Raw genomic sequence first — 26,774 nt, forward strand, 5'->3', positions numbered from 1 at the left:
CACTCCCGGTCGTGGCGGGGCGTCGTATCGCCTCGCCGTCGAGAGCCTTGGTGGAGTGGCTGGTCCTGTGTCTCAATCGTCGTTGCGCCAGTCGCCGGCCTCGCTTCGTGAACGGCTGGGCGGCGCCATTCACGCTTCGCGAACGGCGGTGACCGGCAGGGACTCCCGGCGCGGCTTTGCCGTGTCGGCCGCGGCCGGCGTGTTCCTGGCGCTGTTCGGAACCTTCGGCACCCACGCCGTGCCGTTCGGGATCCGCCTGGTCTATTGGGTGGGCCTATGCGTGGCCGGCGCAGTCGTCGGCACCCTGGTCAGCCGGCTGATCGGCCGCGAGGGTCGGGCCGACGCCAAGCCCTGGCTCTATGGCTCCATGACTGTGATTGGCGTCACCCTGCCCTTCACGGCGGTGGTCTGGCTGGTCAGCGAACTGGTCTTCCAGCGCGGATTGCGGCCGCAAGCCCTGCCGCTGTACCTGGCCCCGGTGCTGATCGTCACCACCGCCATGACGGCGCTGAACTTTCTGGTCCAGCGTCGCCCGGAGCAGACCCATGCCGCCCCCGCCGGCGCGCCGGCCCCGCGCTTCATCGAGCGCCTGCCACCCAAGCTGCGCGGCGGCGAGCTCTATGCCGTCGAGGCGCAGGACCATTATCTGCGCCTGCACACCTCGCGCGGCCAGGACTTGATCCTGATGCGACTGTCCGACGCCGTCGCCGAACTCGACGGCATCGAAGGCGCTCAGACCCACCGCTCGTGGTGGGTCGCGAAAGCCGCGGTGCAGGACGCCCGGCGCGGCGACGGCCGGGCCACCCTGCAGCTGAAGGGCGACATCGAAGCGCCCGTCAGTCGCGCCTACGCCAAGGCGTTGCGCGAGGCGGGCTGGTTCTAGGCCGACCAGCCACCGCCGAGCGCCTTGTAGATCGCCACCACGTTGGTGTTGACGCCGGTCTCGGCCACGGTCAGGGCGTCCTCGGCGGCCAGCAGGGTGCGTTCGGCGTCGAGCAGCACCAGGAAGTCGATGCCGCCCTCCTTGTACTGCACGCGGGCCAGCTCGGCCGCGCGGCGCGAGGCGGCCGCCTGGTCGGTCAGGCTGCGCAGCTGGGCCTGCTGCTGGCTGTAGGCGACCAGGGCATTCTCCAGGTCCTCCAGAGCGCGCAACACGGTCTGGTCGTAGCTGGCCAGGGCCGCGTCGTCGCGAGCCCGCGCCGCTCGCAGGCGGGCGTGGGCGCTGCCCAGGTCGAGGGCTGGCCAGCTGATCGTCGGAGCCACCGACCAGGCCTGGCTGGCGCTATTGCCGAAGCCCGTGGCCGTGCCCGACAGGAAGCCGACGAAGCCGGTCACCGACACCCGCGGGAAGAGGTCTGCCGTGGCCACCCCGACCCGCGCCGTCGACGCCGCCAGACGACGCTCGGCCGCCTGCACGTCCGGGCGACGGCGCAGCAGATCGCCGGCCTCGCCGATCGGCAGGGCGGTGATGAGCGGCTGAACGTCGTTGGCGCGCGCCACCAGCAGCGTATCCAGCGCGCCGGGCCGCTGGCCGGTCAGCACCGCCAGGCGATGGTTGGCGCGCTTCTCGGCCGTGATCAGGGCTGGGATCACCGACTCGGTGGCGTTGAGGCGGGCTTGAGCGCTCGCCACGTCGATCGGGCTGCCGGCCCCGGCGTCGAACCGCACCTTGGTCAGGCGCACGGTCTCGCGCTGGGTCTCCAGGTTGCGCTGGGCGACCTTCAGCCGGGCCTGGGCGCCGCGCAGTTCGAGGTAGTTGCGCGCCACCTCGGCGGCGACCGTGACCTGGGCGTCGCGCAGGTCGGCCTGGACAGCGCCCGCCTCCGCGCCGGCCGCCTGGACACCGCGCCGGACGCGGCCGAACAGGTCGATCTCCCAGCGGGCGTCGAAGCCGGCCTGGTAGCTCTCGATCTCGGCCCGCTCGGTCGTGAAGCCGGGCTGCTGCTGGTCACGCTTGGCGTAGGTCCCGTTGGCGGTGACGTGCGGCAGCTGGTCCAGTCTCTGCTCGGTGAACAGGGCCCGGGCCTCGCCGACGCGGGCGACCGCGATGCGCAGATCCAGGTTCCCGCCCAGGGCCTGGCCGACCAGCTGGTCCAGCACCGGATCGCCAAACGCCTTCCACCACTGGGCTTCGGGATTGGCGGCGGTGAAGACGGCCGGGTCGGCGTTCTGGAAGGCCGCCGGCGGGGTCACCGGCGCCGTGTAGTTCGGCCCCACCGCGCAGGCGGCGGCCGTCAGGGAGACGCCGGCGATCAGCGCGGCGCGCAGGGTGTTGATGACAGACATCAGTGAGCCTCCGCGGCCGGAGCCGCCGTGGTCGTCACCGTCTTGGTCGCGGCTTTGCGGGCCGTGAAGCGGCGGATGACGTAGTAGAAGACGGGGGTCAGGATCAGGCCGAAGATCGTCACGCCCAGCATGCCGGAGAACACCGCCACGCCCATGGCCCGGCGCATTTCAGCGCCCGCGCCGTGCGACACCACCAGGGGATAGACCCCCATGATGAAGGCGATCGAGGTCATCAGGATCGGCCGCAGGCGCAGGCGGCAGGCCTCCAGCACCGCTTGCAGCGGGCTGTCGCCGTGTTCCTCGCGTTCCTTGGCGAACTCGACGATCAGGATGGCGTTCTTGCACGCCAGCCCCACCAGCACGATCAGGCCGATCTGGGTGAAGATGTTGTTGTCGCCCTTGCTGATCCAGACGCCGGCCAGGGCCGACAGCAGGGTCATCGGAACGATCAGGATCACGACCAGCGGCAGGCTCCAGCTTTCGTACTGGGCGACCAGCACCAGGAAGGCCAGCAGCACGCAGAGCGGGAAGACGAAGACCGCCGTGTTGCCCGCCAGGATCTGCTGGTAGGTCAGTTCGGTCCACTCGTAGCCCATGCCGTTGGGCAGCTCCTTCTTGGCCAGGTCTTCCAGGGCCTTCTGGGCCTGGCCGGTCGAGAAGCCGGCGCCAGGGCCGCCGTTGATCTCGGCCGTGAGCATGCCGTTGTAGTGGCTCTCGCGGTCGGGACCGGTGGCTTCGTTGAAGCTGACGAAGGCGCCCAGCGGGATCATCTGGCCGTCGCCGTTGCGGGTCTGCAGGCGCAGCATCTGCTCGGGCTGCAGGCGGAAGCTCTGGTCGGCCTGCACGTTGACCTCGTAGGTCCGCCCGAAGCGGTTGAAGTCGTTGACGTACAGCGAGCCCAGATAGACCTGCATCGTCTCGAACAGGTCGGTCAGGGACACGCCCTGGGCCCGGGCCTTCTCGCGATCGATGTCGGCCTGGATCTTAGGCACACTCACCTGGTAGCTGGAGAACACGCCGGCCAGGGCGGGGTCCTGCCGCGCCTTGTCCATCAGGTTCTGGGTCGCCTTGTAGAGCTCATCCGAACCCAGGCCCGCCTTGTCGACGATCTGCATGCGGAAGCCGCCGATGGTGCCCAGGCCCTGGACGGCCGGAGGCGGGAAGACGGCGATCTGGGCGTCGGCGATGGCGCCGAACTTCTGGTTCAGGGCGCCGACGATGGCGCCGGCCTGGGTTTCCTTGCTCTCACGGTCCTTGAAATCGTCCAGGGCGTAGAACACCGCGGCCGAGTTGGGGCTGTTGATCAGGCCATTCACCGACAGGCCGGGGAAGGCCACCGAGTGCTTGACGCCCGGAATGGTCTTGGCGATCTCGCCCATCTGGCGGACCACCGCTTCCGTACGATCCAGCGAGGCGGCGTCGGGCAGCTGCACGACGGCGACCACATAGGCCTTGTCCTGCTGCGGCACGAAGCCGGTCGGGGTGCGCGAGAAGGCGAAGATGGTCAGCACCAGCAGCACGCCGTAGACTACCAGGCCCGCGGTGGAGCGGCCCAGGGTCTTGGCCACGCCGTTGACGTAGCCGTTCGAGGCCTTGGCGAAGAAGCGGTTGAACGGGTTGAACAGCCAGCTCAGCGAGGCGTCGATCAGCTTCTGGAAGCGGTCCTTGGGCGCGTCGTGCGACTTCAGGAGCACCGCGGCCAGGGCCGGCGACAGGGTCAGGGAGTTGATGGCCGAGATCACCGTCGAGATGGCGATAGTCAGGGCGAACTGACGGTAGAACTGGCCCGACAGGCCGCTGATGAAGGCGGTGGGAATGAACACCGCGCACAGCACCAGCGCGGTCGAGATGATCGGTCCGGTCACCTCGCCCATCGCCTTGCGGGTGGCGTCGGCGGGTTCGAGGCCGAGCGCGATATTCCGCTCGACATTCTCGACCACGACGATGGCGTCATCGACGACGATGCCGATGGCCAGCACCAGGCCAAACAGGGTCAGGGCGTTGAGGCCGAAACCCAGCATCAGCATGATCGCGAAGGTGCCGATCAGCGAGACGGGCACGGCGATCAGCGGAATGATCGAGGCGCGCCAGCCTTGCAGGAACAGCACCACCACCAGCACGACCAGGATGATGGCCTCGATCAGGGTGTGGACCACCGAGTCGATGCTTTCCTGCACGAAGGCCGTGGTGTCGTAGACGATCTCGTAGTCGACGCCTTCCGGGAATTCCTTCTTCAGCTCGGCCATCGTCTTCTTGATGTTGGCCGCCATCTCCAGGGCATTGGAGCCCGGGCGCTGGAAGATCGGCATGGCCACGGCCGGCTTGTTGTCCAGCAACGAGCGCAGGGCGTAGTTGTTGGCGCCCAGCTCGACGCGGGCCACGTCGCCCAGGCGGGTGATCTGGCCGTCGCCGCCCGAGCGGACGATGACCTGGCGGAATTGCTCCTCGTCGGTCAGGCGACCGGGGGCGTTGATCGACAGCTGGAAATCGGCGCCCGACCCGGCGTTGGGCGGGGCGCCCAGTTGGCCGGCGGCGACCTGGACGTTCTGTTCGCGCAAGGCGCGGACGACGTCGCCAGCGGTCATCGACAGAGCGGCCAGCTTCTCGGGATCCAGCCAGACGCGCATCGAGTACGAGCCCGCGCCGAAGATCTGCACGTCGCCAACGCCGTCGATGCGCTTCAGCCGGTCGCGCACGTTCAGCTGCGCGTAGTTGCTGAGGTACAGCATGTCGTAGCGATTGTTCGGCGAGGTCATGTGCACGACCAGGGTCAGGTCGGGCGAGGCCTTGTCGGTCGTCACCCCGATCCGTTGCACCTCCTGGGGCAGTTTGGGCAGGGCCTGGGCGACGCGGTTCTGGACCTGCACCTGGGCCTTATCCAGGTCGGTGCCGAGCGCGAAGGTCACGGTCAGCACCATGGCCCCGTCGGCGGCCGACTGGGACGACTGGTAGATCATGCCCTCGACGCCGTTGATCGCCTGCTCCAGCGGAGCGGCGACGGTCTGGCCGATGACGGACGGGTTGGCGCCCGGATAGGCGGCGCGCACGACCACGGTCGGCGGCACGACTTCCGGATATTCGCTGATCGGCAGCTGGGGCAGCGCCACCAGGCCGGCGAGGAAGATGACGATGGAGAGCACGGCCGCGAAGCGCGGCCGGTTCACGAAGAACTTCGAGAAGGACATGGCAGTCTTTCCGGGGGAGGAGCGGAAACGAGTACGCGCCAAAAAGGCGTGGTGGGGGCGCAAGCGGTCCCTCCCCGCCAATCGGCGAGCCAAAGGAACCGTTCGAAACCCTGGAAAAAGACGCCCGGCTCAGACACTCGAGCCGGGCGCTACGCTTAGTTCTGGCGGGTGTTCGTCTCGAGCGCCGCCAGCTGGGCCAGGTCGGCGACGTCGGTCTTGACCTTGACCGGCGCGACGGTGTCGCCCGGCTTGACCTTCTGCAGGCCGCCGACGATCACCCGGTCGCCGGGCTTCAGGCCCTGGCGGATGATGCGCAGGTTGCCGGCCAGCGGACCGATCTCGACCGGGCGATACTCGGCCTTGTTGTCCTTGCTGACCACGACGACGTAGCGCTTGCCCAGATCGGTGGCGACGGCGCGATCGGGGGCCAGAGCCACCGTCTGAGCCTCGGCGCTGACCATGCGGATGCGGGCGAACAGGCCCGGCGTGAAGCGGCCGTCGGCATTGGCGAAGATCGCCCGGCCGTTGATCGTGCCGCTCTTGGCGTCCATGGCGTTGTCGATGAAGGCCAGCTTGCCGACATGCGGATAACCGTCCTCGGTCATCAGGCCCATATAGACGGGGCTCTGCTTGCCGCGTTCGTTGGCGGCGTACTTCAGGAAGGTCTGCTCGTCGGCGTTGAAGGCCGCGTAGATCGGGGTGTCGGACACCACGGTCGTGAGCAGGCTGGCCTGGGTGACCAGGTTGCCACGGGTGATGATCGCCTTGGAGACCCGGCCGTCGATCGGCGAGGTGACCTTGGTCCATTCCAGGTTCAGGCGGGCGGTCTGCAGGGCGGCCTGGGCCGAGGCGACATTGGCCTGGGCGGCGCGCTCTTCGGAGGCGACGCGGTCGAATTCACTGCGGGCCAGGGCGTTCTGTTCCAACAGGCGCTCGCCGCGCTGGCGGTTCACGATCGCCAGGTCCAGCTGGGCCTTGGCGCGGGCCACCTCGGCGGCGGCGCGGTCGGCCTCGGCCTTGTAGGGGCGCGGGTCGATCTGGAAGAGGACCTGACCCTTGCGGATGCGGGCGCCTTCCGAGAATTGCGCGCCGTCAATGAAACCGGAGACGCGCGGGCGGATCTCGACGGTGTCGATCGGCTCGAGACGACCGGTGAAGTCGTCCCACTGGCGCAGGGACTTGAAGGCCACGTCGGTCACGGTGACCTGGGCCGGCGGCGGGGCGGCGGCTTCCTGCTTGGCTTGAGCCGAGCAGGCAGCCAGCACGGCGACGGCGGCGAGGCCGGCGAACGAAGTGACAATGGGTCGAAGGCGAGCGGGGGGTTGAAGGCGCATGGGGAGATGCCTGTCGGACAAAGAGTTGATGCGGGGGTTCTTGTTGTTCTGGCTATTCGTGCAGGAAGAACGGGCGGGCCTGGGCGGCCTCGGCCTCTTCCATGGTCTCGATCCAGCGCGGAAGCGCCGTGGCCTTGCAGATCATGAAGGCCAGCAAACCCTTGCACGGCGCGGCGTCGGCGGCGGGGGCGAAGTCGGTCGCTTGAGGCGGCATGGCGTGCGCTCCGTTTTTAGGGTCTAAGAGAATGAAATGTCGCAGGGCCTGTTACTTGACCTGAGCGACCCGAAGGACGATTTAGGATGTGACGGGACCGTTCGGTATCATCGCCACGTGGCGGAGAGATACTGACCGGTAACTCGCACGTCAAGGAGAGGCCTGCCGAAATGGCGACAAGAAATTCTGGGGACGATGTCGGGGGCGACACGGAAGCAGCGGCGGCGGTGTGCGCGCCCGCGTCCAAACGACCCGCGCGGGACCGGATCTTCGAGACCGCCCGCGAGCTCTTCTACCAGCACGGCATCCGGGCCGTCGGCGTCGAAACGATCGCCGCCGAGGCCGACGCCACCAAGATGACGCTGTACCGCAACTTCCCGTCCAAGGACGAGCTGGTCGCCGCGGTGCTGCGCGAGCAGGAGCGCGAGTACTGGGCCTGGTGGGAAGAGGTCACGTCCTACTGCTGCACCGAGCCGCGCGCCCAGCTGGAGGTGATCTTCGACGCCTTCGAGACCAAGGCCTGCAAGCAGGACATCCACGGCTGCCCGCTGTCGAACGCCGCCATCGAGCTGCACGAGGAGAACCACCCGGCCCAGGTAGTGTCGGTCAACTACAAGAAAGAGCTGCACCGGCGGCTGATCGACCTGTCCCATCGCGCCGGAGCCAAGGACGATGACCTCGCCGACGCCCTGATGCTCTTGATGGAGGGCGCCGCCACCGCCCGTGTCACCCTGGGCGCCGACGGCCCCGTCCGCGCGGTGGCTCGTTCGGCCCGGGCGCTGATCCGGTGTCACCTGGACTAAAGAAAATCCGCTCATTCCCGCGAAAGCGGGGGATGAGCGATGTGGGGGATGGGCTTAAACCGCTCCCCCGCCCCCGATATAGCCCAGCCCCGTGGCGCGGTGGATGGCTTGCGCCCGCCCCGCGACGCGTAGCTTCAGCGCCGCGTTCTGGACGTGGAACCGCACCGTGGGTCCGGCGATGCCGATGATCTGGGCGATGTCGGCGTCGGTCTTGCCGGCCGCGGCCCATTTCAGGCACTGGATCTCGCGCTTGGTCAGGCGCACCGGCGGGGCGTCATCGCCCAGGCCGTCGCGATAGGCGCAGACCAGCCGCAGCGCCGCGCCATGCAGCTCGTCCGATCGCGCTGCGTATAGAGCCGGCAGGTCGGCCACGGGTTCGGACGACGCCCAGACCACCGCCCCGATCACCCCGCCGGTCAGGTAGGTCGGTGCGATGATCGCCGCCTGGACGCCGAAGTCATGCGCCGCCTCGGCCACCTCAATCGTCTCCAGCCTGGGCAACGGCCGCCAGCTGGAAAACCGTCCCAGGTGATAGAAGAACGGCTCGGCCGTGTAGCGCGAGGCCAGGATGAACGGCGCCCGCAGCGCGAAGGCCCGGTCGCGCCAGTAGCGCAGCGAACTGTCCAGCCACTCGAAGGTGCTCTCGGCCAACGGCCGGCCGTCTTGGCCCAGCATCGGCTCGGGGCTCGAGATGTCGGCGCTGGCGGCGACATAGGGCAGGCCGATGCTGCGGCCCAGGTCGCGCACCCGCTCGGCCTGGACCGTGACCCGGGCCAGGCGTTCGCCGTCGTCCGCCGTGCTCGCCATCTGGGGCGCCGCCTTCCCTATCGTTTCCGATAGCTTGCGCGCCTCCCCCGCCCTTCCGCAAGTTTCCCCGACGATGCCGAAGTGAAGGAACGCGCGGGTGGATTTGGAACTCTCGGCCGAGGACCTGGCCTTTCGCGACGACGTGCGCGCCTTCCTCAACGCCGAACTGACGCCAGACCTGCGCGAGGCCGGGCGGCGGATGACCAGCGTGTTCTGCGACAAGGTCCACAGCCTGGCCTGGCAGAGGATCCTGCACGCCCGCGGCTGGGCCGCCCCGACCTGGCCGGTCGAGTACGGCGGGCCGGGCTGGAGCGAGATCCAGCGCCACGTCTTCTTCGCCGAATGCGCCCGGGCCGGCGCGCCGAACCTGGCGCCGATGGGCCTGCGGATGGTGGCGCCGGCGATCATGGCGTTCGGCACGCCCGAGCAGAAGGCCCGCTACCTGCCGCGCATCCTCTCGGGCGAGGACTACTGGTGCCAGGGCTATTCGGAGCCGGGCTCAGGCTCGGACCTGGCCAGCTTGCAGATGCGCGCGGCGCCAGACGGCGACGACTACGTGCTGAACGGCTCGAAGATCTGGACCACCCACGCCCAGTGGGCGACGCACATGTTCTGCCTGGTCCGCACCACCACCGAGGGCAAGCCGCAGGCCGGCATCACCTTCCTGCTGATCGCGATGGACCGGCCGGGGATCAATGTCGACCCGATCATCACCCTGGCCGGCGAGCACGAGGTCAATCAGGTGTTCTTCGACGACGTCCGCACGCCCGCCGCTGACCGCTTAGGTAATGAGAACCAGGGCTGGACGGTGGCCAAGCACCTCTTGGAATTCGAGCGCGGCGGCGGCTACGCGGCCGGGCTAGACGCGGCACTCGCGCGGCTGCGAAGTATGGCGGAGGCCGAGGAGGTCCTCGACGATCCCCACTATCGCCGCCGCTTGGCCGAGGCCGAGATCGGCGCGCTGGCCATCGACATCACCGAACGCCGGGTGCTGAGCGCCCTGGCCGCGGGCGGCAAGCCCGGGCCGGCCTCGTCGATCCTGAAACTCCAGGGCTCCGAACAGCTTCAACGGCTGGACGAACTGGGCGTCGAGGCCCTGGCCTCCTACGTCGCCCCGCACCAGCCCAAGGCCCGCGAGGCCGGCTCCAACGAGACCCCCGTCGGTCCCGAGCACGGCCTGACGACCATGGCCCGCTACCTAAACAACCGCGCCGCCTCGATCTATGGCGGCTCCAACGAGATCCAGCGCGACATCATCGCGAAGTTAGTGCTCGGGTTGTAACGGCGCCTCACCTATCAATTCCGATAGCTTGTTACGCGAGAGACCCAAACGCACGCTCCCCTCAGAGCTGACGCCCAATGCAGGCGCGGCCAAAGGGAGGTAGACGAATGCCAGGACCTACGCGCCTGACCTTGAGCCTGAGCGTGTCGGCGCTCGCCCTGCTGATGGCGGCCCCAGCGCTCGCCCAGACGCCGGCAGCGCCCAAGCAAGACGACACCCTGACGATCGACACACTGGTGGTCACGGCCCAGCGCCGCGAGGAGACCGCCAACAGCATCGGCATGCCGATCCAGGCGTTCAGCGGCGCGGCCCTGCAGCAACTTCGGGTCACCGATCCCAAGGACCTGACCACGGTCGCCCCCAGCTTCACCGTCAGTCAGAGCTATCAGGGCGTGCCGACCTACACGCTGCGCGGCATCGGCTTCAACACCATCAACCTGTCGGCCACCTCGACCGTCGGCACCTATTGGGACGAGGTCGCCTACGCCTATCCGTTCATGAACACCGGGCCGGTGTTCGACCTGGAGCGCGTCGAAGTCCTGAAGGGGCCGCAGGGCACGCTGTACGGCCGCAACACCACCGCCGGCCTGATCGACTTCGTGACAGCCAAGCCGACCGAAGAGTTCGAGGGTTCGCTGACCGCCGAGGCCGGCAACTACAAGACCTATAATCTCGAGGGCTTCGTCAGCGGCGCCCTGGGCCCGCGCGTCCAAGGCCGCATCGCCTTCCGCTCGGAGGAAAGCGACAAGGGCTGGCAGGTCAGCAACAGCCGCGGCGAGCGCCTGGGCAAGGTCGACCGCGACGGCTGGCGCATCTCGCTGGCCATGCAGCCCACCGACACCGTCGAGGTCGAGGCCTCGTACTCGGGCTGGCGCAACAAGTCCGACACCGTCGCGGCCCAGGCCATCGGCTTCACGCCGGCCACCGCCGCCAGCCCGTTCAACGCCCCGGGCTTGCCCGCCTACATCGCCGCCAACCCGCCGACCAAGGCCACCCAGGCCGACTGGGCGCCGCTGGCCGTGCGCGGCGCCGACGCAGGCCCTGGTCTGGGGATCAGCGATCCGCTGCGCGAGAACGACCAGTTCCACGCCGGCAAGCTGCGGGTGTCCTGGAACGTCAGCGAAAAGGTGACGATGGTCTCGCTGACCAGCTTCAACCGTCTGTCGCGCAAGGCCGTATTCGACTGGAGCGGCGCGCCCTACGAGATCCTGGTCCAGAAGGCCCACGGCGACATCAAGTCGTTCGCCGAGGAGCTGCATTTCGAGGGCGTCACCGACAAGGGCTCGTGGCTGGTCGGCGGCTATGTCGCCCGCGACACCATCTACGACAGCAACCGCACCCTGCTAGGCCAGAACGCCAATGTCGGCACGATCCGCTTCGTCGGCTCGACCCTGCTGGCCACCCCGTTCAACAGCTTCGGCTACACGCCGCTGCAGATGAGCCAGGCGTTCCGCACCTATGAGGACGTCGGCAACATCAAGACCAACACCTGGAGCCTGTTCGCCAACGCCGACCATCGCCTGACCGAAACCCTGAAGCTGACAGCGGGCATCCGCTACAGCCAGGACAAGCAGGACTATGTCGGCTGCTCGCGCGACTTCGGCGGCTCGATGCTGGTCAATGTCAACGTGGTCAACCGGGCGCTGTTCGCCGGCGCCTACGGGCTGGTCGCCCCGATCACCCAGGGCGGCTGCAACACCTTCGACCCGGCGACCAAGGCGTTCGGCTTCGTGAAGTCCAAGCTGGACGAGGACAACATCGCCTGGCGCGTGGCCCTGGACTGGCAGGCCGCCGAGGACGTGCTGGTGTTCGGCTCGGTGTCGCGCGGGGCCAAGGCCGGCGCCACGCCGATCAACGCCGCCAACATCTCGACCCAGAACGCGCCGGCCACCCAGGAACTGCTGACCGCCTACGAGCTGGGCGTGAAGGCCGGCCTGTTCGGCCGCCGGGTGCAGGCGAACGTGAGCGGCTTCTACTACGACTACACCGACAAGCAGCTATCGGTGTACTTCGCCGACCCGATCTACACGGCGCTGTCGCGCCTGGCCAACGTGCCCAATGGCGAGGCCTATGGCGTCGATGGCGACATCACCTGGCGCGCCAGCCGCGCGCTGACCTTCATCGCCTCGGCCACCTGGCTGCACACCGAGGTCAAGGGCTACACCGGCATCAACGCCGCGGGCAAACCCCAGAGCTTCGACGGCCGGCCGTTCCTCTACAGCCCGAAGTTCCAGGGCGGTCTGACGGCGCTGTTCGACCACGACCTGGACAACGGCCTGAAGCTGCAGGCGGCCCTGAACGGCCGTTGGCAGGACAAGTCCTCGGCCGATCTGGAGGGCAACCCGCTGTTCCAGATCGACGGCTACGGCATGCTGAACGCCAGTGTCGGCATCGGCTCGCCGGAGAAGGGCTGGGAGCTCTCGATCTGGGGCCGCAACATCACCGACGAATATTACTGGAGCGCGGTCAGCAGCAACGCCAACACCGTGGTCCGCTTCCCGGGCAAGCCCACCACCTACGGCGCGGCCCTGACCTGGAAGTTCTGACGGGCGACTTTCTCGATCTCGGTAACTTGGAGCGCGGCGGCGACGTCGCGCTCCTTTTCTTTATCCCTCGCGCGTCCGCAACAGCACCTTGGATCGCGCCTCGATCGCCAGCAGGGTCAGCAGCACCACGAGGGCAAAGCCCAGCAGCATCAACGATAGGCGATGAGCCTGCCCCCACTCCAGCGACTCGACCAGGCGGTAGATCTCGGTCGACAGCACCATGGTCTCGCCGGGGATGGCGCCACCCAGCATCATCACCACCCCGAACTCGCCAACCGTATGGGCGAAGACCAGGATGGCGGCGGCGACATAGCCCGGCAGCGCCAGCGGCAGCGCCACCCGCCAGAACCGCGCCCAGGGCGAGGCGCCCAGGGTGGCGGCGGCCTCCAGCGGCTCGTCGCCGATCGACAGGAAGGCGTTGCGCAGCGGCTGCACCGCGAACGGCAGCGAATAGATCAGCGATCCGATCACCAGCCCCTCGAAGGTGAAGGCCAGGGTTCGAACCCCAAACGGCTGCAGCAGCGCCATCAGCGGACTCTTCGGCCCCAGGGCGATCAGCAGATAGAAGCCCAGCACCGTCGGCGGCAGCACGATCGGCAGGGCCACCAGGGCCGTGACCGGCGTCCGCCAGCCCGAGCGCCCGCGCGCCAGCCACCACGACAGCGGCGTGGCCAGGACCAGCAGCAGGATCGTAGTGATCCCCGCCAACCGCGCCGTCAGGCCCAGCACCTCGACCACGGTCAGCGGACCTCGTAGCCGTAGCGCTTGATGATCGCCTTGGCCTCGCCGGTCTTCAGGAACGCCAGGAAGGCCTTGGCCGCGACGCTGTCAGCGCCGGTCTTCAGCAACACGGCCTGCTGGTCGATCGGGGTGTGGTCGGCGGCCGGCACGACCCAGCGCGAGCCGCCTTTCTCGTCGATCACCTGCGACAGCGCCACGAAGCCCAGCTCGGCCGCGCCGGTCTGGACGTACTGGAAGGCCTGGGTGATCGAGGACCCCTGCACGATCTTCGGCTTCAGGGCGTCGTACAGCTTCAGCCTGGTCAGGGTCTCGACCGCCGCCTGGCCATAGGGCGCGGCCTTGGGGTCGGCGATCGACAGCTTGTCGAACTTGCCCTTGGCCAGCACCGCGCCTTTCCCATCCACCAGACCCGGCGTCTTGCTGAACAGCACCAGCCGCCCGGTGGCGTAGGTGAAGCGCGAACCGGCGACCGCCAGGCCTTCGCCCTCGGCCTTCAGCGGCCGCTCGACATCGGCCGACAGGAAAACCTCGTACGGCGCGCCATTGGCGATCTGGGTATAGAACTGGCCCGACGAGCCGAAGCTCAAGGTCGCGTCATGGCCGGTCCTGGCCTTGAAGCGCGCGGCGATCGCCTTGGCTGGCTCGGTGAAGTTGGCGGCAACGGCCACCTTGGTCTCGGCCGCCAGCGCCGAGCCGCCCATAAACGAGAGGGCGAGCGCGGCGATCAGCATCGGACGGCGGGCGATCATCTGGTAGTCCTGACGGGCGGGCTGCGGTTATGCAGCACCTCTACATAACGGCGACAGCGGGACAAGACGCGTGGCGAACGACGACGATTTCAGCGCCTCCCTGATCCTGCGGCGTGGCGGCCTGGCCCGGGTGGGGCTGGAGCGCATCGCACTGCTGGAAGCTGTCGCTCGCCTGGGCTCGATCAGCGGCGCGGCCAAGGCGGTCGGCCTCTCGTACAAGGGCGCCTGGGACGGCGTGCAGGCGCTGAACAACCTGTTCGACCAGCCGCTGGTCAGCGCCGCGCCGGGCGGCCGCAGCGGCGGGACGGCGGAGGTCACGCCGCGCGGCGCGGCGGTGATCCGCGCCTTCCGCGCCGCCGAGCGCGAGGTCGGGGCCGCCTTCGCGCGGCTGGAAGCGGATCTCTCGGGCGACCTGCTGTGGAGCCTCGGCCTGCGGACCAGCGCCCGCAACGCCCTGCGTGGCGTGGTGGCCAGCGTCGAGGGCGACGGCGTCACCGCGACCGTGAGCCTGGCGCTGGGCGAGGCCCTGTCGCTTCGCGCCTCGATCACCCGCCGCAGCGTCGAGGACCTCGACCTGGCGCCCGGCCGACCGGCCATCGCCTTGATCAAGTCCAGCTTCGTGCATCTCGACGCGGGAGACGGTGACAACCGCCTGTCGGGCGAGATCGTCGATCGCGAAGCGAGCGAAGCCTCGGCCGAGGTCACCATCGCCCTCCCCGCCGGCAAGAGCCTGGTCGCGACCTTGCGGCCGGACGACCCGGCTTGGGATCTGGCGATCGGCGCGAAGGTCGAGGCGCGGATCGCGGCCTCGGACGTGATCCTGGCGGTGGACTAGAACAGACCGCGCGCGCCGTCGAAGACCAGCTTGCCGCCGACCGCGACCAGCAGGATGTAGATGACCTTGTAGAAGCCCTCGGCCGGCACGCGGCGCACGACCCAGACACCGGCCCAGGTCGAGGCCACGGCCAGCGGCAGCAGCACCCCGGCGGTGGCCAGCACCTTGGGCGTGAACTGGCCCAGGGCAATATAGGCCGGCACCTTCATCCAGTTTACGACCGCGAAGAAGATGGCGCTGGTGCCGATGAACACGTCGCGCGGCAGGCGGCGCGGCAGGACGTAGATCTGGAACGGCGGACCGCCGGCATGGGCGATCTGGCTGGTGAAGCCAGCGGCGATGCCGCACAGCACGCCCAGCCACGGCCGCGCCGGAGAGGCCTCGACGCCGGCCGCCGCCTTGACCGCCCGCTCGGCCCACAGGCGTTGCAGGGCGAACAGCATGGCCACCAGACCCACGGCCAGCTCGACCGCCGACTCGTCGACGAAGGCCGCCAGGGCCCAGCCCAGGGCGATGCCGCCCGCCGCGGCCGGCAGCATCAGCTTCAGCAGGCCCTTGTCCCAGCTCTTCCGGAAGGCCCAGACGCTGACCACGTCCTGGACCAGCAGGATCGGCAGGGTGATCGAGGCGGCCATGACCGGCGACACCGCCAGGGCCATCATCGGCACCGCCACCACCCCGATGCCGGCGAACCCGCCCTTGGCCAGGCCCAGCAGGATCACGGCCGGGATGGCGACGGCATAGAAGAACGGGTCGGTCAGCATGAAGCCGAGCCTTAGGCCTTTCGCCCCCGCTAGACCAGCGGCGGGTTCAGCGTCTTGAAGCCGCCTTCGCGCCAATAGGGGAAGTAGGGATAGGGCGGCGTCACGGCGCTGGCGGCGTCGAGGCGCGCGACCTGCTCCGGCGTAAGGCTCCAGCCGACCGCGCCCAAGTTCTGGCGCAGTTGCTCTTCGGTGCGAGCGCCGATGATGACGCTAGACACCGTGGGCCGCTGCAGCAGCCAGTTGAGCGCGACCTGCGGGACAGTCTTCTCGGTCTCGGCGGCGATGGCGTCCAAGGCGTCGACCACCCGGTACAGGCGCTCGTCGTCCACCGGCGGGCCAGCATCGGCAGCATCATGCAGCCGGCTTATTTGCGGCAGCGGCTGGCCGCGGCGGATCTTGCCGGTCAGGCGGCCCCAGCCTAGCGGGCTCCAGACCATGGCCCCGACGCCCTGGTCGGCGGCCAGCGGCATCAGCTCCCACTCGTAGTCGCGACCGACCAGCGAGTAATAGGCCTGGTGCGCCACATGGCGCGGCCAGCCGTGGCGGTCGGCGGCGGCCAGCGACTTCATCAGCTGCCAGCCGGAGAAGTTGGAGGCGCCGACATAGAGCACCTTGCCGGCCCGGACGAGATCGTCCAGCGCCGACAGGGTCTCCTCGACCGGCGTCCCCGCGTCGAAGGCGTGCAGTTGCAGCAGGTCGATGCGGTCGGTGCGCAGGCGCTTCAGCGCGGCCTCTACGCCTTCGATCACAGACTTGCGCGAGGTCCCGCCGTTCAAACCGAGCTTGGTCGAGATCAGCGCCTGGTCGCGGCGGCCTTCCAGCGCCGCGCCCAGGATCTCTTCCGACTCGCCGTTCGAATAGACGTCGGCGGTGTCGAACAGGGTGACGCCCGCCTCCAGGCAAATGTCGACGATGCGGCGGGCGCCGGCGACGTCGGTGTCGCCCCAGGCGCTGAACAGCGACCCCTGGCCGCCGAACGTGCCGGCGCCGAACGACAGGGCAGGAACCTTGAGGCCGGAACGGCCCAGCGAGCGGTAGTCCATGGGGATCTCTCCTTTAGGCGACGGCCGGATTACGGCGTTCGAGGCTGAGCGAAAAAGCGGCCAAAGCCAGGGCCGACAGCGGCACGGCGGCGGCGATCAGGGGCACGGCGGCCAGGCCCGGGCCGTGGTCGATCACCGCCCCGCCCAGCCACGCGCCGAAGGCGTTGCCGAGGTTGAAGGCGGCGATGTTCAGGCTCGACGCCAGGCCTTGCCCCGCGCCGCCGGCCTGGCTCAGCACCCGCATCTGCAGCGGGGCGACGGTGGCGAAGGCGGCCGCGCCCAGCAGGAAGGCGGCGATCACCGCCCCGACCGCGCTGTGGAACGCGAATGCCGACGCGCCCATGACCAGGGTCAGCAGGACGAGCGTGCCGACCAGGGCCGCGTTCAGCCCCTTGTCGGCCCAGCGGCCGCCGGCGAGATTCCCGGCCACCAGGCCCGCACCGAACACCAGCAGGATCGGCGAGACGGCTTCCTTCGAGAAACCGGCCAGCTCGGTCAGGATCGGCTGGATATAGGTGAAGACCGCGAACACGCCGCCAAAGCCCAGCACAGTCATGGCCAGGCCCAGCTGCACCTGCGGGCGGGCCAGGACGGCGAACTCCTCGCGCAGCGGCGCGGGTTCGACTTTCTCCTGAGCACTGGGGACCAAGACAGCCAGCACCACCAGGGCGACGGCGCCGACGGCGCCCACGGCCCAGAACGCCGCGCGCCAACCGAAGGCCAGGCCCAGCCAGGCGCCGAACGGCACGCCCAGCAGGGTCGCCAGGGTCAGGCCGGTGAACATGATCGAGATCGCCGAGGCCTTGCGCTCGGGCGCGACCAGGCTGACAGCGACCAGCGACCCGACGCCGAAGAAGGTGCCGTGGGCCAGGGCCGTGACCAACCGCGCGCCCATCAGGATCCCGTAAGTCGGGGCCAGGGCGGCCAGGACGTTGCCCAGGGTGAAGATCGCCATCAGCACCAGCAGGGTGGTCTTCTTGGGAAGACGGCGAGTGGCCAGGGTCAGGATTGGCGCGCCGACGAAGACGCCCAGGGCGTAGCCGGTCATCAGGAGACCGGCGGCCGAGATCGACACGCCGAGGTCGGCGGAGACCTGGATCAGCAGGCCCATAATGATGAATTCGGTGACGCCGATGCCGAAGGCGCCGACGGTCAGGGCATAGAGGGCGAGGGGCATGACGGCCGGCTCCGAGAACAGGAAGCCGACAGATAGCGCGCCCGCGTTCGATGAATTAGATTGCCGCCAGGAACTTCACCTGTGACTTGAGGGCAAGAATGGCGCGCCAGGAGATCAACCGCTCCGGAGAGATGGAGGTCTTCGCCCGCGTCGTCGAGGAGGGCGGCTTCACCTCCGCCGCCAAGGCGATGTCGATGACCCCGTCGGCGGTCAGCAAGCTGGTGGCGCGGCTGGAGGCCCGGCTGGGCTCGCGGCTGGTCGTTCGCTCGACCCGCAAGCTGCAGCTGACCGCCGAGGGCCTGACCTTCCACGAGCGGTCCTTACGGGTGCTGGCCGACCTGGACGAGGCCGAGCGTTCGGTCGCCGCCTGCGCGGTCCCCAAGGGCCGGCTGCGGATCAATTCCAATGTCGGGTTCGGCATCCACTATCTGTTGCCGCTGGTCCCGAAGTTCACGGCCCTGCATCCGCAAGTGCTGGTCGACGTCACCCTGACCGACCAAGTGATCGACCTGCTGGACGAGCGGGCCGAGCTGGCCATCCGCGTGGGGCCGCTGCGGCCCTCGCAGCTGGTGGCCAAGAAGCTGGGCGACAGCCGCACCGTCCTGGTCGCCTCGCCCGACTATCTGGCGCGGCGCGGGGTCCCGCAGCATCCCGACGACCTGGCCGCCCACGACCTGATCACCTTCAACTTCACCCGCCATTGCGACGAGTGGCCGTTTCAGATCGCCGGCGAGCGGGTGTGCTACCCCGCCCACGGTCGGGCCATGGTCGGCGACGGCGAGAGCGCGGCGCAGCTGACCAAGGCCGGACAGGGGATCACCCGGGTCGGCATCTTCCACGTCGCCGCCGACATCGCCGCCGGTCGCCTGGTCCCAGTGCTGGAGGACTTCAATTCCGGCGACCTGGAAACGATCAGCGCCGTCTATGTCGGCCACGCCGGCCCGCTGCCCGCGCGGGTGCGGGCCTTCATCGACTTCCTGGCGGCGGACGCGGATGTGGACTGGCCGATGGGGCGGGTGGTTTAGCGCCCCTCCGTCTCGCTGCGTATCCGCAGCGATCCACCTCCCCCGCTTCGCAGGGGAGGAAGACGTTCTCCTCCCCCGTGCAACGGGGGAGGTGGCCCGGAGGGCCGGAGGGGGCGCTCAGCGGCCTTACGCGTCCAGCATCACTTCGGCGATCTGCACCGCGTTCAGGGCCGCGCCCTTGCGCAGGTTGTCGCCGACCACGAACAGGGCCAGGCCATGCGCCACGGTCGGATCCGGACGGATGCGACCGACGAACACCGGGTCCTGACCGGTGGCGGCCAAGGGGTTGGGCACATCTTCAAGCACCACGCCGGGCGCATCGCCCAGCAGGGCCACGGCTTCGGCCACCGACAGCGGCTGCTCGAACTCGGCGTTGATCGACAGCGAGTGGCCGGTGAACACCGGCACGCGCACGCAGGTGCCCGAGACCGGCAGGCCCGGCAGCTCCAGGATCTTGCGGCTCTCGTCGCGCAGCTTCAGCTCTTCCTCGGTGTAGCCGTCCTCGCCCACGACATAGTTCAGCGGCACGACATTATAGGCCAGCGGCACGGCCCACTTGACCGGCGCAGGCAACGGCGCGGCCTCAGGCGAGCGCGCCAGGCCGTCCAGGTCGCCTTCCGCGCCCGCACGCAGCTGGCCCGACAGCACCTGGATGCCCTCGACCCCGCCGCCCGAGGCGGCCTGGTAGGTGCTGACGGTCAGGCGCTTCAGGACCGCCTTGTCATGCAAGGGCTTCAGCACCGGCATGGCGGCCATGGTGGTGCAGTTAGGGTTGGCGACGATGCCCTTGGGAATGTTGTTGAGGGCATGCGGATTGACCTCGGCCACCACCAGCGGGACGTCCGGGTCCGAGCGCCAGGCCGAGCTGTTGTCGATCACCACGGCCCCGGCCGCAGCGGCCTTCGGCGCCAGCACGCGCGAGGTGTCGCCGCCGGCCGAGAAGAACACGATGTCCAGGCCGGCGAAGTCGGCGGTCGCGGCGTCCTCGACCACGACCTCTTGGCCGTTGAACGCGACCTTGGTCCCGGCCGAGCGGGCCGAGGCGAAGAGGCGCAGGCCGCTAAGCGGGAAGTTCCGCTCGGCCAGCAGCTCGCGCATCATGCCGCCCACCAGACCGGTGGCGCCGACGACGCCGACGCGCGGCGGATTGGATCGGGAAAACTTGAAGCTCATGGTTTGCGTCTCCTGGGTGTTCGGAGCGCGGGGAGCTGTCAGATCTCGTTGATTGAGAGCCGGCCCCGCGCTTGGCGGGGCTGGTTCGAGGATGCCGCTTAGATCGCGCGCATACCCGCCGCCCCACCGAAGCGGGTCGTTTTGCGGGTAATAATTTTAGTCGCGGCGAATGACATCGGCGGCGCTTCTAGCGAGGAAGCGGCGCCGCGTAAAGTGTCGGAACGTCGGTCGCTCGCACGTCCTTGCGATATCAGCAGCTTGGAGGTCCCCCATGAACCCCGTCATCACCGCCTTCAAGGCCTCGCCCGATCGCGGCCGGGGCCTGGCGCGCGACATGCAGGTGCGCTGGGCGCTGGAAGAGGTCGGCCAGCCCTACGACGTGCGCCTGGTCACCTTCGCGGAAATGAAGCAGCCCGCGCACCGGGCCGTCCACCCGTTCGGCCAGATTCCGACTTATCAGGACGGTGACCTGGCCCTGTTCGAGTCCGGCGCGATCGTGCTGCGCCTCGCCGAGCGTCATCCGGGCCTGCTGCCGGCCGACCCCGACGCCCGCTCGCGCGCCATCATGTGGATGTTCGCCGCTCAGGCCACGCTGCAGCCGCCGATCGTCGAGTTCGGCATGGCTGCGATCCTGGAACGCGACAAGCCCTGGTTCGAGGCCCGCCAGCCGATGCTGGAACAGCGCGTTCGCGACCGTCTGGGCGAACTCTCCGACCGCCTGGGCGACGCCGACTGGCTGGACGGCGCCTTCAGCGCTGGCGACCTGATGATGGTGACGGTGCTGCGGCGGCTGGGGTCGTCGGGGCTGGTCGAGGATTACCCCAACCTCGCCGCCTATGTGGCCCGCCCCGAAGCTCGGCCGGCCTGGAAGCGGGCGTTCGCGGACCAGCTGGCGGTGTTCGAGGCGTCGGGCGGCTAAGCGCCCCCTCCGGCCCTCCGGGCCACCTCCCCCGCAGGCGGGGGAGGAGAAGAGCGGCTTCCTCCTCACCCGTGAAACGGGGGAGGTGGCGCGATGCGGATACGCAGCGCGACGGAGGGGGCGTCACCCCGCTTGCTGCCCCAGCCGCTCCCAGCCGTCGAAGAACGGGAAGCGCTTGGGCCAGAAGTCGGCCAGCCTCGGGTCGGCGTCCACGCGCTTCACCACCTCCGCCATCTTCGGCGCGGCCTCGTAGAACCGCACCCGCCGCGGCCCCCACCTGCTGACGACCGTGACGTAGAGGTCGAGCACCGAGAGCTCGTCGCCGAGGAGGTACCGCCCCGGCGAGATCTGGCTCTCCATCATCGCCCAGCAGTCCAGGATCCGCTCGGCGGTGGCGGCCTTGATCCTGGCCTGGACCTCCGGATCCGGCCCGCCCAGTCGTAATGGATCGTCCCGCACCCAGAACAGCGAATAGATCGAGGCTGGGATGAAGGTCATCCAGCGCAGGAACTGGGCGCGGGCGGGATCGTCGATCGTCGGTCCCAGCCGCGCCGCCGGATAGCGGTCGGCCAGCCAGATCAGAATGGCGGCGCTTTCGGTGATCGTCTCGCCCTCAGGCGTGACCAGAGCCGGAATCTGCTTAAGGGGATTGATCGCAGCGACCTTGGCCTGTTGCGCCTCGCCTTCCCAGGTCGGGGCCTCGACGATCTCATAGGGCAGGCCGATCAAGGACATAGCCGCCTCGACCGGTACGCCGCCCGATCCCAGGGCGCTGAAAACCGTGAACCGCTTTTCCACAGGATATCCCCTATGTTGTGGAAGGCGACGCTTTGCCACACAAGATGTAGTGGACAGACAGGGCGCGCTTCTGGCTTACTCTATCCTAGCCCACCCATTCGATTCCCGCTGCCCGAGGCTCTGCCATGTCCGCTCCGTCGTCGCTGATCCTGCCTGGCCTGATGACCCCTTCGGGCGGCTACAAGCCGTTCCGCTATCCCTGGGCCTATGACTTCTGGAAGAAGCAGCAGCAGGTCCACTGGATGCCGGAAGAGGTGCCGCTGGGCGAGGACCTCAAGGATTGGGCCGTCAAGCTGAACGACAAGGAGCGCAATCTGCTGACGCAGATCTTCCGCTTCTTCACGCAGTCCGACGTCGAGGTGCAGGACAACTACATGGAGCGCTACGGTCGGGTGTTCAAACCGACCGAAGTGAAGATGATGCTGGCCTCGTTCGCGAACATGGAGACCATCCATATCGCGGCCTACGCCCTGCTGCTCGAGACCATCGGCATGCCCGAGACCGAGTTCTCGGCGTTCATGGAATACGAGGCCATGAAGGACAAGCATGACTACATGCAGACCTTCGGCGTCGACTCCAACGCCGACATCTGCCGCACCCTGGCGATGTTCGGGGGCTTCACCGAAGGCCTGCAGCTCTTCGCCTCGTTCGCGATGCTGATGAACTTCCCGCGCTTCAACAAGATGAAGGGCATGGGCCAGATCGTCTCGTGGTCGATCCGCGACGAAAGCCTGCATTGCGACGGCATCATCAAGCTGTACCACGCCTTCAACAAGGAGACGGGCGCAGTGACCAAGGCCGTGGCCGACGACATCGTCGACTGCTGCAAGACCGTGGTGAAGATGGAGGACGCCTTCATCGACCTGGCCTTCGAGGCCGGCGACATCCAAGGCATGACCCCCGACGACATCAAGTCGTACATCCGCTTCATCGCCGACTGGCGCCTGCGCCAGCTGCAGCTGCCGGAAGTGTACGGCGTCAAGGAAAACCCGCTGCCCTGGCTGCAGTCGCTGCTGTCGGGCGTCGAGCACGCCAACTTCTTCGAGGCCCGCGCCACCGAGTACTCCAAGGCCGCGACCAAGGGTCAGTGGCACGGCTCGGAAGGCGTGTGGACCAGCTTCGACGAGATGATGAAAAAGCGCACGGACGTTCCGGCGCTCTAACAAGTCCTCACACGCCAAGCCTTACACGGGGGTGTCGAGAAGGGCGGGATCGGCGGAGCCGGGTCCCGCCCTTCTTCGTTCAGGCTCCCAAGCTGTGACCTTTCCGGCCTTGTTGCGGCCCCGCTTCCGACACAACTGAAAGCGCAGCTTCTGCATCCCTGGGTAGGCCCCCGGGGCGAGGGGCGAGGATGCGGGGTTCTGGACGGCGAAGACTGGGAGTCGTCGCGACACTGTCGCTGATGCTGCACGCCCTGGTGTTGGGCTGGCTGGCCTGGCCCCGGCCGTCAGGGTTCGTGGCGGCGGGACCGGACCTTCCCCTGATGTCCGCCCAGTTGGTCAGTCCGCTCGTCGCCTCGCGGCCGGCGACGATAAAACCGTCCGCCCGCCCTCCGATCCAGACCCATGCCGAAGCCCTGCCTACGCCGGCGATCGCCCCACAGGTCTCGGCGCCCGCGCCCGTCGCCGCCGCTCCTGCGGGACCTGCCGGCCCTTCCGAAGGTCTTCGCGCCGCACTCCGGGCCACGGCCGGCTGCACGCGCGCCAGGACCCTGGAAGAGCGCGAGGCCTGTGAAGAAAAACTGGGCCGCATGAGCCCTTCGACGCCGCGCTACGGACTGCACATGGATCCGGGCAAACGCGCCTATTATGACGAGCTCGCGGCGGCCGGGCCTTCGGGCCGCGGTTATGGCGACGACCAGCCTGCGGGGGTGACGCCGGGCGGGGCGGCCTATTTCCGAGGGGTGAACTGCTCGATCAAGTTCGGCGTCGGCAAGAAGCCCAAGGGGCGGCAGGGCGAGCTGCGCCTGGGTCGCACGCCATGCTCGATTCCCTTGCAGGGCAGCTTCTTCACGCCCGAAGCCAGCATCCACAAGCGCTAGACGTCCAGGACCGAACGCCTAGCCCCCCGCGACCACGGCCTCGCGCAGCACCTGATGCCTGGGAACCTGGCCAGCCTCGATCTCCGCCAGGCTGCCCAGCGTGGTCTGCGCGATCGCGCCCAGAGCCTCCTCGGTCAGGAAGGCCTGGTGGCCGGTGACCAGCACGTTGGGGAAGGTCAGCAGGCGTTGGAAGACGTCATCCTGGATGATCTCGTTGGACAGGTCCTCGAAGAACAGGTCGGCCTCCTGTTCATACACGTCCAGCGCCACGCCGCCGACCTTGCGGCTCTTCAGCCCCTCGATCAGGGCCGTGGTGTCGATCAGCGCGCCGCGGCTGGTGTTGACGATCATCACGCCGTCGCGGGCCTGGGCAATGGCGGTCGCGTCGATCAGGTGGCGGGTCTCTGGCGTCAGCGGACAGTGCAGCGAAACGAGATCGGCCTCACGCAGCAGGGTCTCGACGGGGACGTAGCGCACGCCGGCGGCGACTAGGGCCTCGTCCTGGAAGACATCCGAAGCCAGCACCTCGCAGCCGAAACCCAGCCGCAGCATCCGGGCGACCAGCGCCCCGATCCGGCCGGTGCCGACAACCCCGGCGACGCGGCCCGACAGATTGCGGCCGATCAGGCCGTCCAAGGCGAAGTTGTTCTCACGCACTCGATTGCAGGCCCGGGGGATATTGCGGTCCAGGGCCAGGATCAGGCCGAGGGTGAACTCGGCGACCGCCTCGGGCGAATAGGCAGGTACACGGACGACCGTGATCCCCAGCCGCTCGGCCGCAGCCAAGTCGACATTGTTGTAGCCCGCGCAGCGTAGGGCTACCGCCTTGACGCCGACGCTCGCCAGCGCCTCGAGCACGCCGGCGTCCAGGCGATCGTTGACGAAGACGCAGACCGCCGGGCGTCCGGCCGCAAGGGCGGCGGTGGAGGCGTCCAGCCGAGCCTCGAGATAGTCCAGCTCATGGCCGAAGGCGGCGTTGGCCGCGTCCAGGAACCGTCGGTCATAGGCCTTGGCCGAGAACACCGCCACGCGCATGGGTCGCTCCGGGAACCGTCGCGACCTTTCCGCGACCTCCCGGTTCTTTAGTGGGCCCCGTCGTCCGCGCAAGCGGGCGATTATCCTTAAGACCTCTCCGTGGCGTCGCGCTTGATCTTCTTGGCCAGGCTCCATTTGTGGACCTCGGTCGGCCCGTCATAGATGCGGAAGGCCCTGACCTCGCGGAACACCTGCTCGACAATGGTGTCGCCGGTGACGCCGGTCCCGCCCATCACCTGCACGCAGCGGTCGGCGATGCGCATCAGGGCCTCGCTGACCGCGACCTTGGCCATCGAGCTTTCGGTCGTGCCCAGGGCACCGCTGTCCAGCACGTCGGCGCACCAGTCGATCATCAGCTCGGCCTGCTTCAGCTCGATCAGGTTCTCGGCCAGCATGAAGCCGACGCCTTCATGGTCGATCAGCGGCTTGCCGAACGCGTGGCGCTTGACGGCGTAGGCGGTGGCGATCTCGTTGGCGCGGATGCAGGCGCCCAGCCAGCGCATGCAGTGGGTCAGGCGGGCCGGCGCCAGGCGCACCTGGGCCAGCTTGAAGCCGTCGCCCGGCTGGCCCAGCACTTGGTCGGCCGAGACGCGTAGGCCCTCGATCGCCACCACCGCGTGGCCGCCCGGCATGGAGCTGTCGATGGTGTCCAGCACCCGCTCGATGCGGATGGCGGGATCGGGCAGGTCAACCAGGAACAACGTCGCGCCGGCTTCGGCCTTGGCCATGACGATGCCGACCTTGGCGCCCTCGGCCCCGGTGATGAACGCCTTGCGACCGTCGATCACCCAATGATTGCCGTCCTGGCGGGCCGTGGTCATCAGCATCGACGGATCCGAGCCCGCCCCGCCGTCGACCGCCGGCTCGGTCATGAAGAAGGCCGAGCGCGCGGTCCCCGCCACCAGCGGATCCAGGAACCGCGCCTTCTGCTCGGGCGAAGCCGCGCGGCCCAGCAGGAACATGTTACCCTCGTCCGGCGCCGCGACATTGACCGCTTGCGGCCCCAAGGTCGACAGGCCGGCGGCGCGCAGCACCAGGGCCGTCTCGCGGTGCGAGATGTGGTCGCCGTCGGCCAGGATGTGCGGCGTCAGCACGCCGGCCGCGCGGGCCTTGTCGCGTAGTTCATCGATCAGCGCGTCGGACGGACCATGGGCGCCGCACCGGGGGTCGCGCTCGTACGGCGCCACGACCTCACGCACGAAGGCCTCGACCTTGCAGGCGATCGCCGCGCCACGTTCGGCATCGTAGGCGCTCACAGCGATTGTCCGTCGTCGATGGTGAAGTCGGCGCCGGTGACGCCCTTGCTCTCGTCGGACAGCAGATACAGCAGCATGGGGTCCAGCGCGTCCTCATCCAGGATCCGCCGGCGCGGCCATTTGCTCATCTGCTTGGCCCCGCCCTCGGTGTCGAACCAGTCGCCGGCCAGCTCCGACTTGATGTAGCCAGGGCAAAGGTTGTTGACGTTGGGACCGGTGCGCGCCCACTCGCGGGCCAGCAGTCGACCCATGTGGCTGACGGCGGCCTTGGACGCGCTGTAGGTCACCACGCCCGGCGTGATCATCTTGGCCGTGATCGAAGAGATCAGCACGATGCGGCCCCTCTCGGCGATCCCGGCCGCCCGCATCCGCTTGGCGCCCTCACGGGCGGTCAGGAAGACGCCGCGCACATTGACCGCGAACACCTGGTCGAAATCCTCGACCGAAAGCTCCGTCGCCAGGCCCTCGACCTGGATGCCGGCATTGGCCACCACCCCGTCAACCGGCCCGAAGGCGGCCTCGGCGGCGTCATAGGCGGCGATGGTCGAGGCCTCGTCGGCGACGTCCAGCGCGACGGCCAGGGCCTTGCCGCCATCGGCGACGATGGCCTCGCGCAGGGCCTCCAGCCGGTCGACGCGGCGCGCGCCGATCACCACCGCCGCGCCTTCGGCGGCGACGATGCGGGCGAAGCGCGCGCCGATGCCCGACGAGGCGCCGGTGATCAGGACCGTGCGGCCGGCCAGGCGTTTTCCGTCAGTCAT

The 26,774-nt window shown here is 68.7% G+C and carries 25 protein-coding genes and 2 pseudogenes; 10 read left to right on the plus strand and 17 right to left on the minus strand.

The features are described 5' to 3' along the window. The first annotated feature begins 55 nt into the window (after nt 1-55). The gene (locus E1H18_RS15995) at nt 56-883 is read left to right on the plus strand and encodes a LytTR family transcriptional regulator DNA-binding domain-containing protein (protein WP_172270152.1); all 828 of its coding nucleotides are present in this window, start codon (nt 56-58) and stop codon (nt 881-883) included. Here E1H18_RS15995 and E1H18_RS16000 read toward each other — a convergent pair. The 4 genes from E1H18_RS16000 to E1H18_RS16015 all read right to left on the minus strand — a co-directional run bounded on the left by E1H18_RS16000 (nt 880) and on the right by E1H18_RS16015 (nt 7,019). After that, nucleotides 880-2,286 (minus strand): efflux transporter outer membrane subunit, encoded by a 1,407-nt coding sequence (locus E1H18_RS16000; protein ID WP_172270154.1) that lies wholly within the window; start codon nt 2,284-2,286, stop codon nt 880-882. The genes E1H18_RS15995 and E1H18_RS16000 overlap by 4 nt on opposite strands. Then, entirely contained in the window at nt 2,286-5,471 is a 3,186-nt protein-coding gene (locus tag E1H18_RS16005; RefSeq protein ID WP_172270156.1) for an efflux RND transporter permease subunit, read from the minus strand. The genes E1H18_RS16000 and E1H18_RS16005 overlap by 1 nt, the downstream gene beginning before the upstream one ends. Before the next feature lie 155 nt (nt 5,472-5,626). After that, nucleotides 5,627-6,805, minus strand: coding sequence for an efflux RND transporter periplasmic adaptor subunit (locus E1H18_RS16010; RefSeq protein ID WP_172270158.1), 1,179 nt, complete (start codon nt 6,803-6,805; stop codon nt 5,627-5,629). 52 nt (nt 6,806-6,857) lie between these two features. Next, entirely contained in the window at nt 6,858-7,019 is a 162-nt protein-coding gene (locus E1H18_RS16015) for a hypothetical protein (RefSeq protein ID WP_172270160.1), read from the minus strand. Nucleotides 7,020-7,189: 170 nt separating this feature from the next. Between E1H18_RS16015 and E1H18_RS16020 the strand changes: the two genes are divergently transcribed. After that, nucleotides 7,190-7,822 carry a TetR/AcrR family transcriptional regulator gene (locus E1H18_RS16020; RefSeq protein WP_172270162.1) on the plus strand — a complete coding sequence of 211 codons (633 nt, stop codon included), beginning with the start codon at nt 7,190-7,192 and terminating at the stop codon, nt 7,820-7,822. A gap of 54 nt (nt 7,823-7,876) precedes the next feature. Here E1H18_RS16020 and E1H18_RS16025 read toward each other — a convergent pair whose 3' ends face one another. Beyond that, on the minus strand, nt 7,877-8,629 hold the full coding sequence (locus E1H18_RS16025; RefSeq protein ID WP_172270164.1) for a LuxR C-terminal-related transcriptional regulator: 753 nt from the start codon (nt 8,627-8,629) through the stop codon (nt 7,877-7,879). 97 nt (nt 8,630-8,726) lie between these two features. Between E1H18_RS16025 and E1H18_RS16030 the strand changes: the two genes are divergently transcribed. Continuing rightward, on the plus strand, nt 8,727-9,911 hold the full coding sequence (locus E1H18_RS16030) for an acyl-CoA dehydrogenase family protein (protein WP_172270166.1): 1,185 nt from the start codon (nt 8,727-8,729) through the stop codon (nt 9,909-9,911). 107 nt (nt 9,912-10,018) lie between these two features. Beyond that, nucleotides 10,019-12,457 (plus strand): TonB-dependent receptor, encoded by a 2,439-nt coding sequence (locus E1H18_RS16035; RefSeq protein WP_172270168.1) that lies wholly within the window; start codon nt 10,019-10,021, stop codon nt 12,455-12,457. Nucleotides 12,458-12,517: 60 nt separating this feature from the next. Here E1H18_RS16035 and modB read toward each other — a convergent pair whose 3' ends face one another. Together modB and modA are read right to left on the minus strand one after the other, a co-directional pair. Next, a complete protein-coding gene (gene modB, locus E1H18_RS16040) occupies nt 12,518-13,195 on the minus strand; it encodes a molybdate ABC transporter permease subunit (RefSeq protein ID WP_172270178.1) in 678 nt (225 codons plus the stop codon). Between the two features lie 2 nt (nt 13,196-13,197). Next, on the minus strand, nt 13,198-13,947 hold the full coding sequence (gene modA, locus E1H18_RS16045) for a molybdate ABC transporter substrate-binding protein (RefSeq protein ID WP_172270180.1): 750 nt from the start codon (nt 13,945-13,947) through the stop codon (nt 13,198-13,200). Nucleotides 13,948-14,017: 70 nt separating this feature from the next. Between modA and E1H18_RS16050 the strand changes: the two genes are divergently transcribed. Beyond that, complete coding sequence (locus E1H18_RS16050; RefSeq protein ID WP_172270182.1) at nt 14,018-14,782, plus strand: TOBE domain-containing protein; 765 nt, start codon at nt 14,018-14,020, stop codon at nt 14,780-14,782. Here E1H18_RS16050 and E1H18_RS16055 read toward each other — a convergent pair. Genes E1H18_RS16055 through E1H18_RS16065 form a run of 3 tightly spaced genes read right to left on the minus strand, consistent with a single transcriptional unit; the run spans nt 14,779 to nt 17,766 of the window. After that, entirely contained in the window at nt 14,779-15,546 is a 768-nt protein-coding gene (locus tag E1H18_RS16055) for a sulfite exporter TauE/SafE family protein (RefSeq protein ID WP_172270184.1), read from the minus strand. The two genes, E1H18_RS16050 and E1H18_RS16055, sit on opposite strands and share 4 nt — an antisense overlap. 29 nt (nt 15,547-15,575) lie before the next feature. Next, entirely contained in the window at nt 15,576-16,589 is a 1,014-nt protein-coding gene (locus tag E1H18_RS16060) for an aldo/keto reductase (protein ID WP_172270186.1), read from the minus strand. Nucleotides 16,590-16,602: 13 nt separating this feature from the next. After that, nucleotides 16,603-17,766 (minus strand): MFS transporter, encoded by a 1,164-nt coding sequence (locus E1H18_RS16065; protein ID WP_172270188.1) that lies wholly within the window; start codon nt 17,764-17,766, stop codon nt 16,603-16,605. Nucleotides 17,767-17,864: 98 nt separating this feature from the next. Here E1H18_RS16065 and E1H18_RS16070 point away from each other — a divergent pair, with 98 nt between their 5' ends. Beyond that, complete coding sequence (locus E1H18_RS16070) at nt 17,865-18,791, plus strand: LysR family transcriptional regulator (RefSeq protein ID WP_172270190.1); 927 nt, start codon at nt 17,865-17,867, stop codon at nt 18,789-18,791. Between the two features lie 3 nt (nt 18,792-18,794). Then, nucleotides 18,795-18,888, plus strand: a pseudogene (locus tag E1H18_RS27350) (hypothetical protein); the annotation flags it as partial. Nucleotides 18,889-18,917: 29 nt separating this feature from the next. On the opposite strand, the gene E1H18_RS16075 reads toward E1H18_RS27350, so the two are convergent. Further along, complete coding sequence (locus E1H18_RS16075) at nt 18,918-19,964, minus strand: aspartate-semialdehyde dehydrogenase (protein ID WP_172270200.1); 1,047 nt, start codon at nt 19,962-19,964, stop codon at nt 18,918-18,920. Between the two features lie 98 nt (nt 19,965-20,062). After that, nucleotides 20,063-20,140 (minus strand): hypothetical protein, encoded by a 78-nt coding sequence (locus E1H18_RS16080; protein ID WP_172270424.1) that lies wholly within the window; start codon nt 20,138-20,140, stop codon nt 20,063-20,065. Between the two features lie 95 nt (nt 20,141-20,235). Here E1H18_RS16080 and E1H18_RS16085 point away from each other — a divergent pair, with 95 nt between their 5' ends. Next, the gene (locus tag E1H18_RS16085) at nt 20,236-20,883 is read left to right on the plus strand and encodes a glutathione S-transferase family protein (protein WP_172270202.1); all 648 of its coding nucleotides are present in this window, start codon (nt 20,236-20,238) and stop codon (nt 20,881-20,883) included. Here E1H18_RS16085 and E1H18_RS27355 read toward each other — a convergent pair. Both E1H18_RS27355 and E1H18_RS16090 read right to left on the minus strand, forming a co-directional pair. After that, nucleotides 20,880-21,006, minus strand: a pseudogene (locus E1H18_RS27355) (hypothetical protein); the annotation flags it as partial. The gene E1H18_RS16085 and the pseudogene E1H18_RS27355 sit on opposite strands and share 4 nt — an antisense overlap. Beyond that, complete coding sequence (locus E1H18_RS16090) at nt 21,007-21,681, minus strand: glutathione S-transferase N-terminal domain-containing protein (protein WP_172270204.1); 675 nt, start codon at nt 21,679-21,681, stop codon at nt 21,007-21,009. Between the two features lie 125 nt (nt 21,682-21,806). Between E1H18_RS16090 and E1H18_RS16095 the strand changes: the two genes are divergently transcribed. Continuing rightward, complete coding sequence (locus tag E1H18_RS16095; RefSeq protein ID WP_172270206.1) at nt 21,807-22,844, plus strand: ribonucleotide-diphosphate reductase subunit beta; 1,038 nt, start codon at nt 21,807-21,809, stop codon at nt 22,842-22,844. 239 nt (nt 22,845-23,083) lie between these two features. After that, nucleotides 23,084-23,722, plus strand: coding sequence for a hypothetical protein (locus E1H18_RS16100; protein WP_172270208.1), 639 nt, complete (start codon nt 23,084-23,086; stop codon nt 23,720-23,722). An 18-nt stretch (nt 23,723-23,740) separates the two neighbouring features. On the opposite strand, the gene E1H18_RS16105 is transcribed toward E1H18_RS16100, so the two are convergent. The 3 genes from E1H18_RS16105 to E1H18_RS16115 all read right to left on the minus strand — a co-directional run bounded on the left by E1H18_RS16105 (nt 23,741) and on the right by E1H18_RS16115 (nt 26,774). Continuing rightward, complete coding sequence (locus E1H18_RS16105) at nt 23,741-24,757, minus strand: 2-hydroxyacid dehydrogenase (protein ID WP_172270210.1); 1,017 nt, start codon at nt 24,755-24,757, stop codon at nt 23,741-23,743. An 86-nt stretch (nt 24,758-24,843) separates the two neighbouring features. Further along, nucleotides 24,844-26,013, minus strand: a complete 1,170-nt coding sequence (locus E1H18_RS26815; RefSeq protein ID WP_172270212.1) for an acyl-CoA dehydrogenase family protein — start codon at nt 26,011-26,013, stop codon at nt 24,844-24,846. Continuing rightward, entirely contained in the window at nt 26,010-26,774 is a 765-nt protein-coding gene (locus E1H18_RS16115; RefSeq protein WP_172270214.1) for an SDR family NAD(P)-dependent oxidoreductase, read from the minus strand. Before E1H18_RS16115 ends, E1H18_RS26815 begins: the two co-directional genes overlap by 4 nt.

It is taken from the genome of Caulobacter sp. RHG1 (assembly GCF_013181195.1).
In the GTDB taxonomy this organism is placed as follows: domain Bacteria; phylum Pseudomonadota; class Alphaproteobacteria; order Caulobacterales; family Caulobacteraceae; genus Caulobacter.

Excerpts from the sequence above, each read along its gene's own strand:
- E1H18_RS16010 (WP_172270158.1), bottom strand. The coding sequence starts at position 6,805 with ATGCGCCTTCAACCCCCCGCTCGCCTTCGACCCATTGTCACTTCGTTC.
- E1H18_RS16015 (WP_172270160.1), bottom strand. The coding sequence starts at position 7,019 with ATGCCGCCTCAAGCGACCGACTTCGCCCCCGCCGCCGACGCCGCGCCG.
- E1H18_RS16025 (WP_172270164.1), bottom strand. The coding sequence starts at position 8,629 with ATGGCGAGCACGGCGGACGACGGCGAACGCCTGGCCCGGGTCACGGTC.
- E1H18_RS16005 (WP_172270156.1), bottom strand. The coding sequence starts at position 5,471 with ATGTCCTTCTCGAAGTTCTTCGTGAACCGGCCGCGCTTCGCGGCCGTG.
- E1H18_RS16055 (WP_172270184.1), bottom strand. The coding sequence starts at position 15,546 with ATGCTGACCGACCCGTTCTTCTATGCCGTCGCCATCCCGGCCGTGATC.
- E1H18_RS16080 (WP_172270424.1), bottom strand. The coding sequence starts at position 20,140 with ATGTCATTCGCCGCGACTAAAATTATTACCCGCAAAACGACCCGCTTC.
- E1H18_RS16095 (WP_172270206.1), top strand. The coding sequence starts at position 21,807 with ATGTCCGCTCCGTCGTCGCTGATCCTGCCTGGCCTGATGACCCCTTCG.
- E1H18_RS16085 (WP_172270202.1), top strand. The coding sequence starts at position 20,236 with ATGAACCCCGTCATCACCGCCTTCAAGGCCTCGCCCGATCGCGGCCGG.
- E1H18_RS16065 (WP_172270188.1), bottom strand. The coding sequence starts at position 17,766 with ATGCCCCTCGCCCTCTATGCCCTGACCGTCGGCGCCTTCGGCATCGGC.
- E1H18_RS16020 (WP_172270162.1), top strand. The coding sequence starts at position 7,190 with ATGGCGACAAGAAATTCTGGGGACGATGTCGGGGGCGACACGGAAGCA.
- E1H18_RS16075 (WP_172270200.1), bottom strand. The coding sequence starts at position 19,964 with ATGAGCTTCAAGTTTTCCCGATCCAATCCGCCGCGCGTCGGCGTCGTC.
- E1H18_RS16035 (WP_172270168.1), top strand. The coding sequence starts at position 10,019 with ATGCCAGGACCTACGCGCCTGACCTTGAGCCTGAGCGTGTCGGCGCTC.
- E1H18_RS16060 (WP_172270186.1), bottom strand. The coding sequence starts at position 16,589 with ATGGACTACCGCTCGCTGGGCCGTTCCGGCCTCAAGGTTCCTGCCCTG.
- E1H18_RS16000 (WP_172270154.1), bottom strand. The coding sequence starts at position 2,286 with ATGTCTGTCATCAACACCCTGCGCGCCGCGCTGATCGCCGGCGTCTCC.
- E1H18_RS16105 (WP_172270210.1), bottom strand. The coding sequence starts at position 24,757 with ATGCGCGTGGCGGTGTTCTCGGCCAAGGCCTATGACCGACGGTTCCTG.
- E1H18_RS16070 (WP_172270190.1), top strand. The coding sequence starts at position 17,865 with ATGGCGCGCCAGGAGATCAACCGCTCCGGAGAGATGGAGGTCTTCGCC.
- E1H18_RS16115 (WP_172270214.1), bottom strand. The coding sequence starts at position 26,774 with ATGACTGACGGAAAACGCCTGGCCGGCCGCACGGTCCTGATCACCGGC.
- modA (WP_172270180.1), bottom strand. The coding sequence starts at position 13,947 with ATGATCGCCCGCCGTCCGATGCTGATCGCCGCGCTCGCCCTCTCGTTT.
- E1H18_RS16100 (WP_172270208.1), top strand. The coding sequence starts at position 23,084 with ATGCTGCACGCCCTGGTGTTGGGCTGGCTGGCCTGGCCCCGGCCGTCA.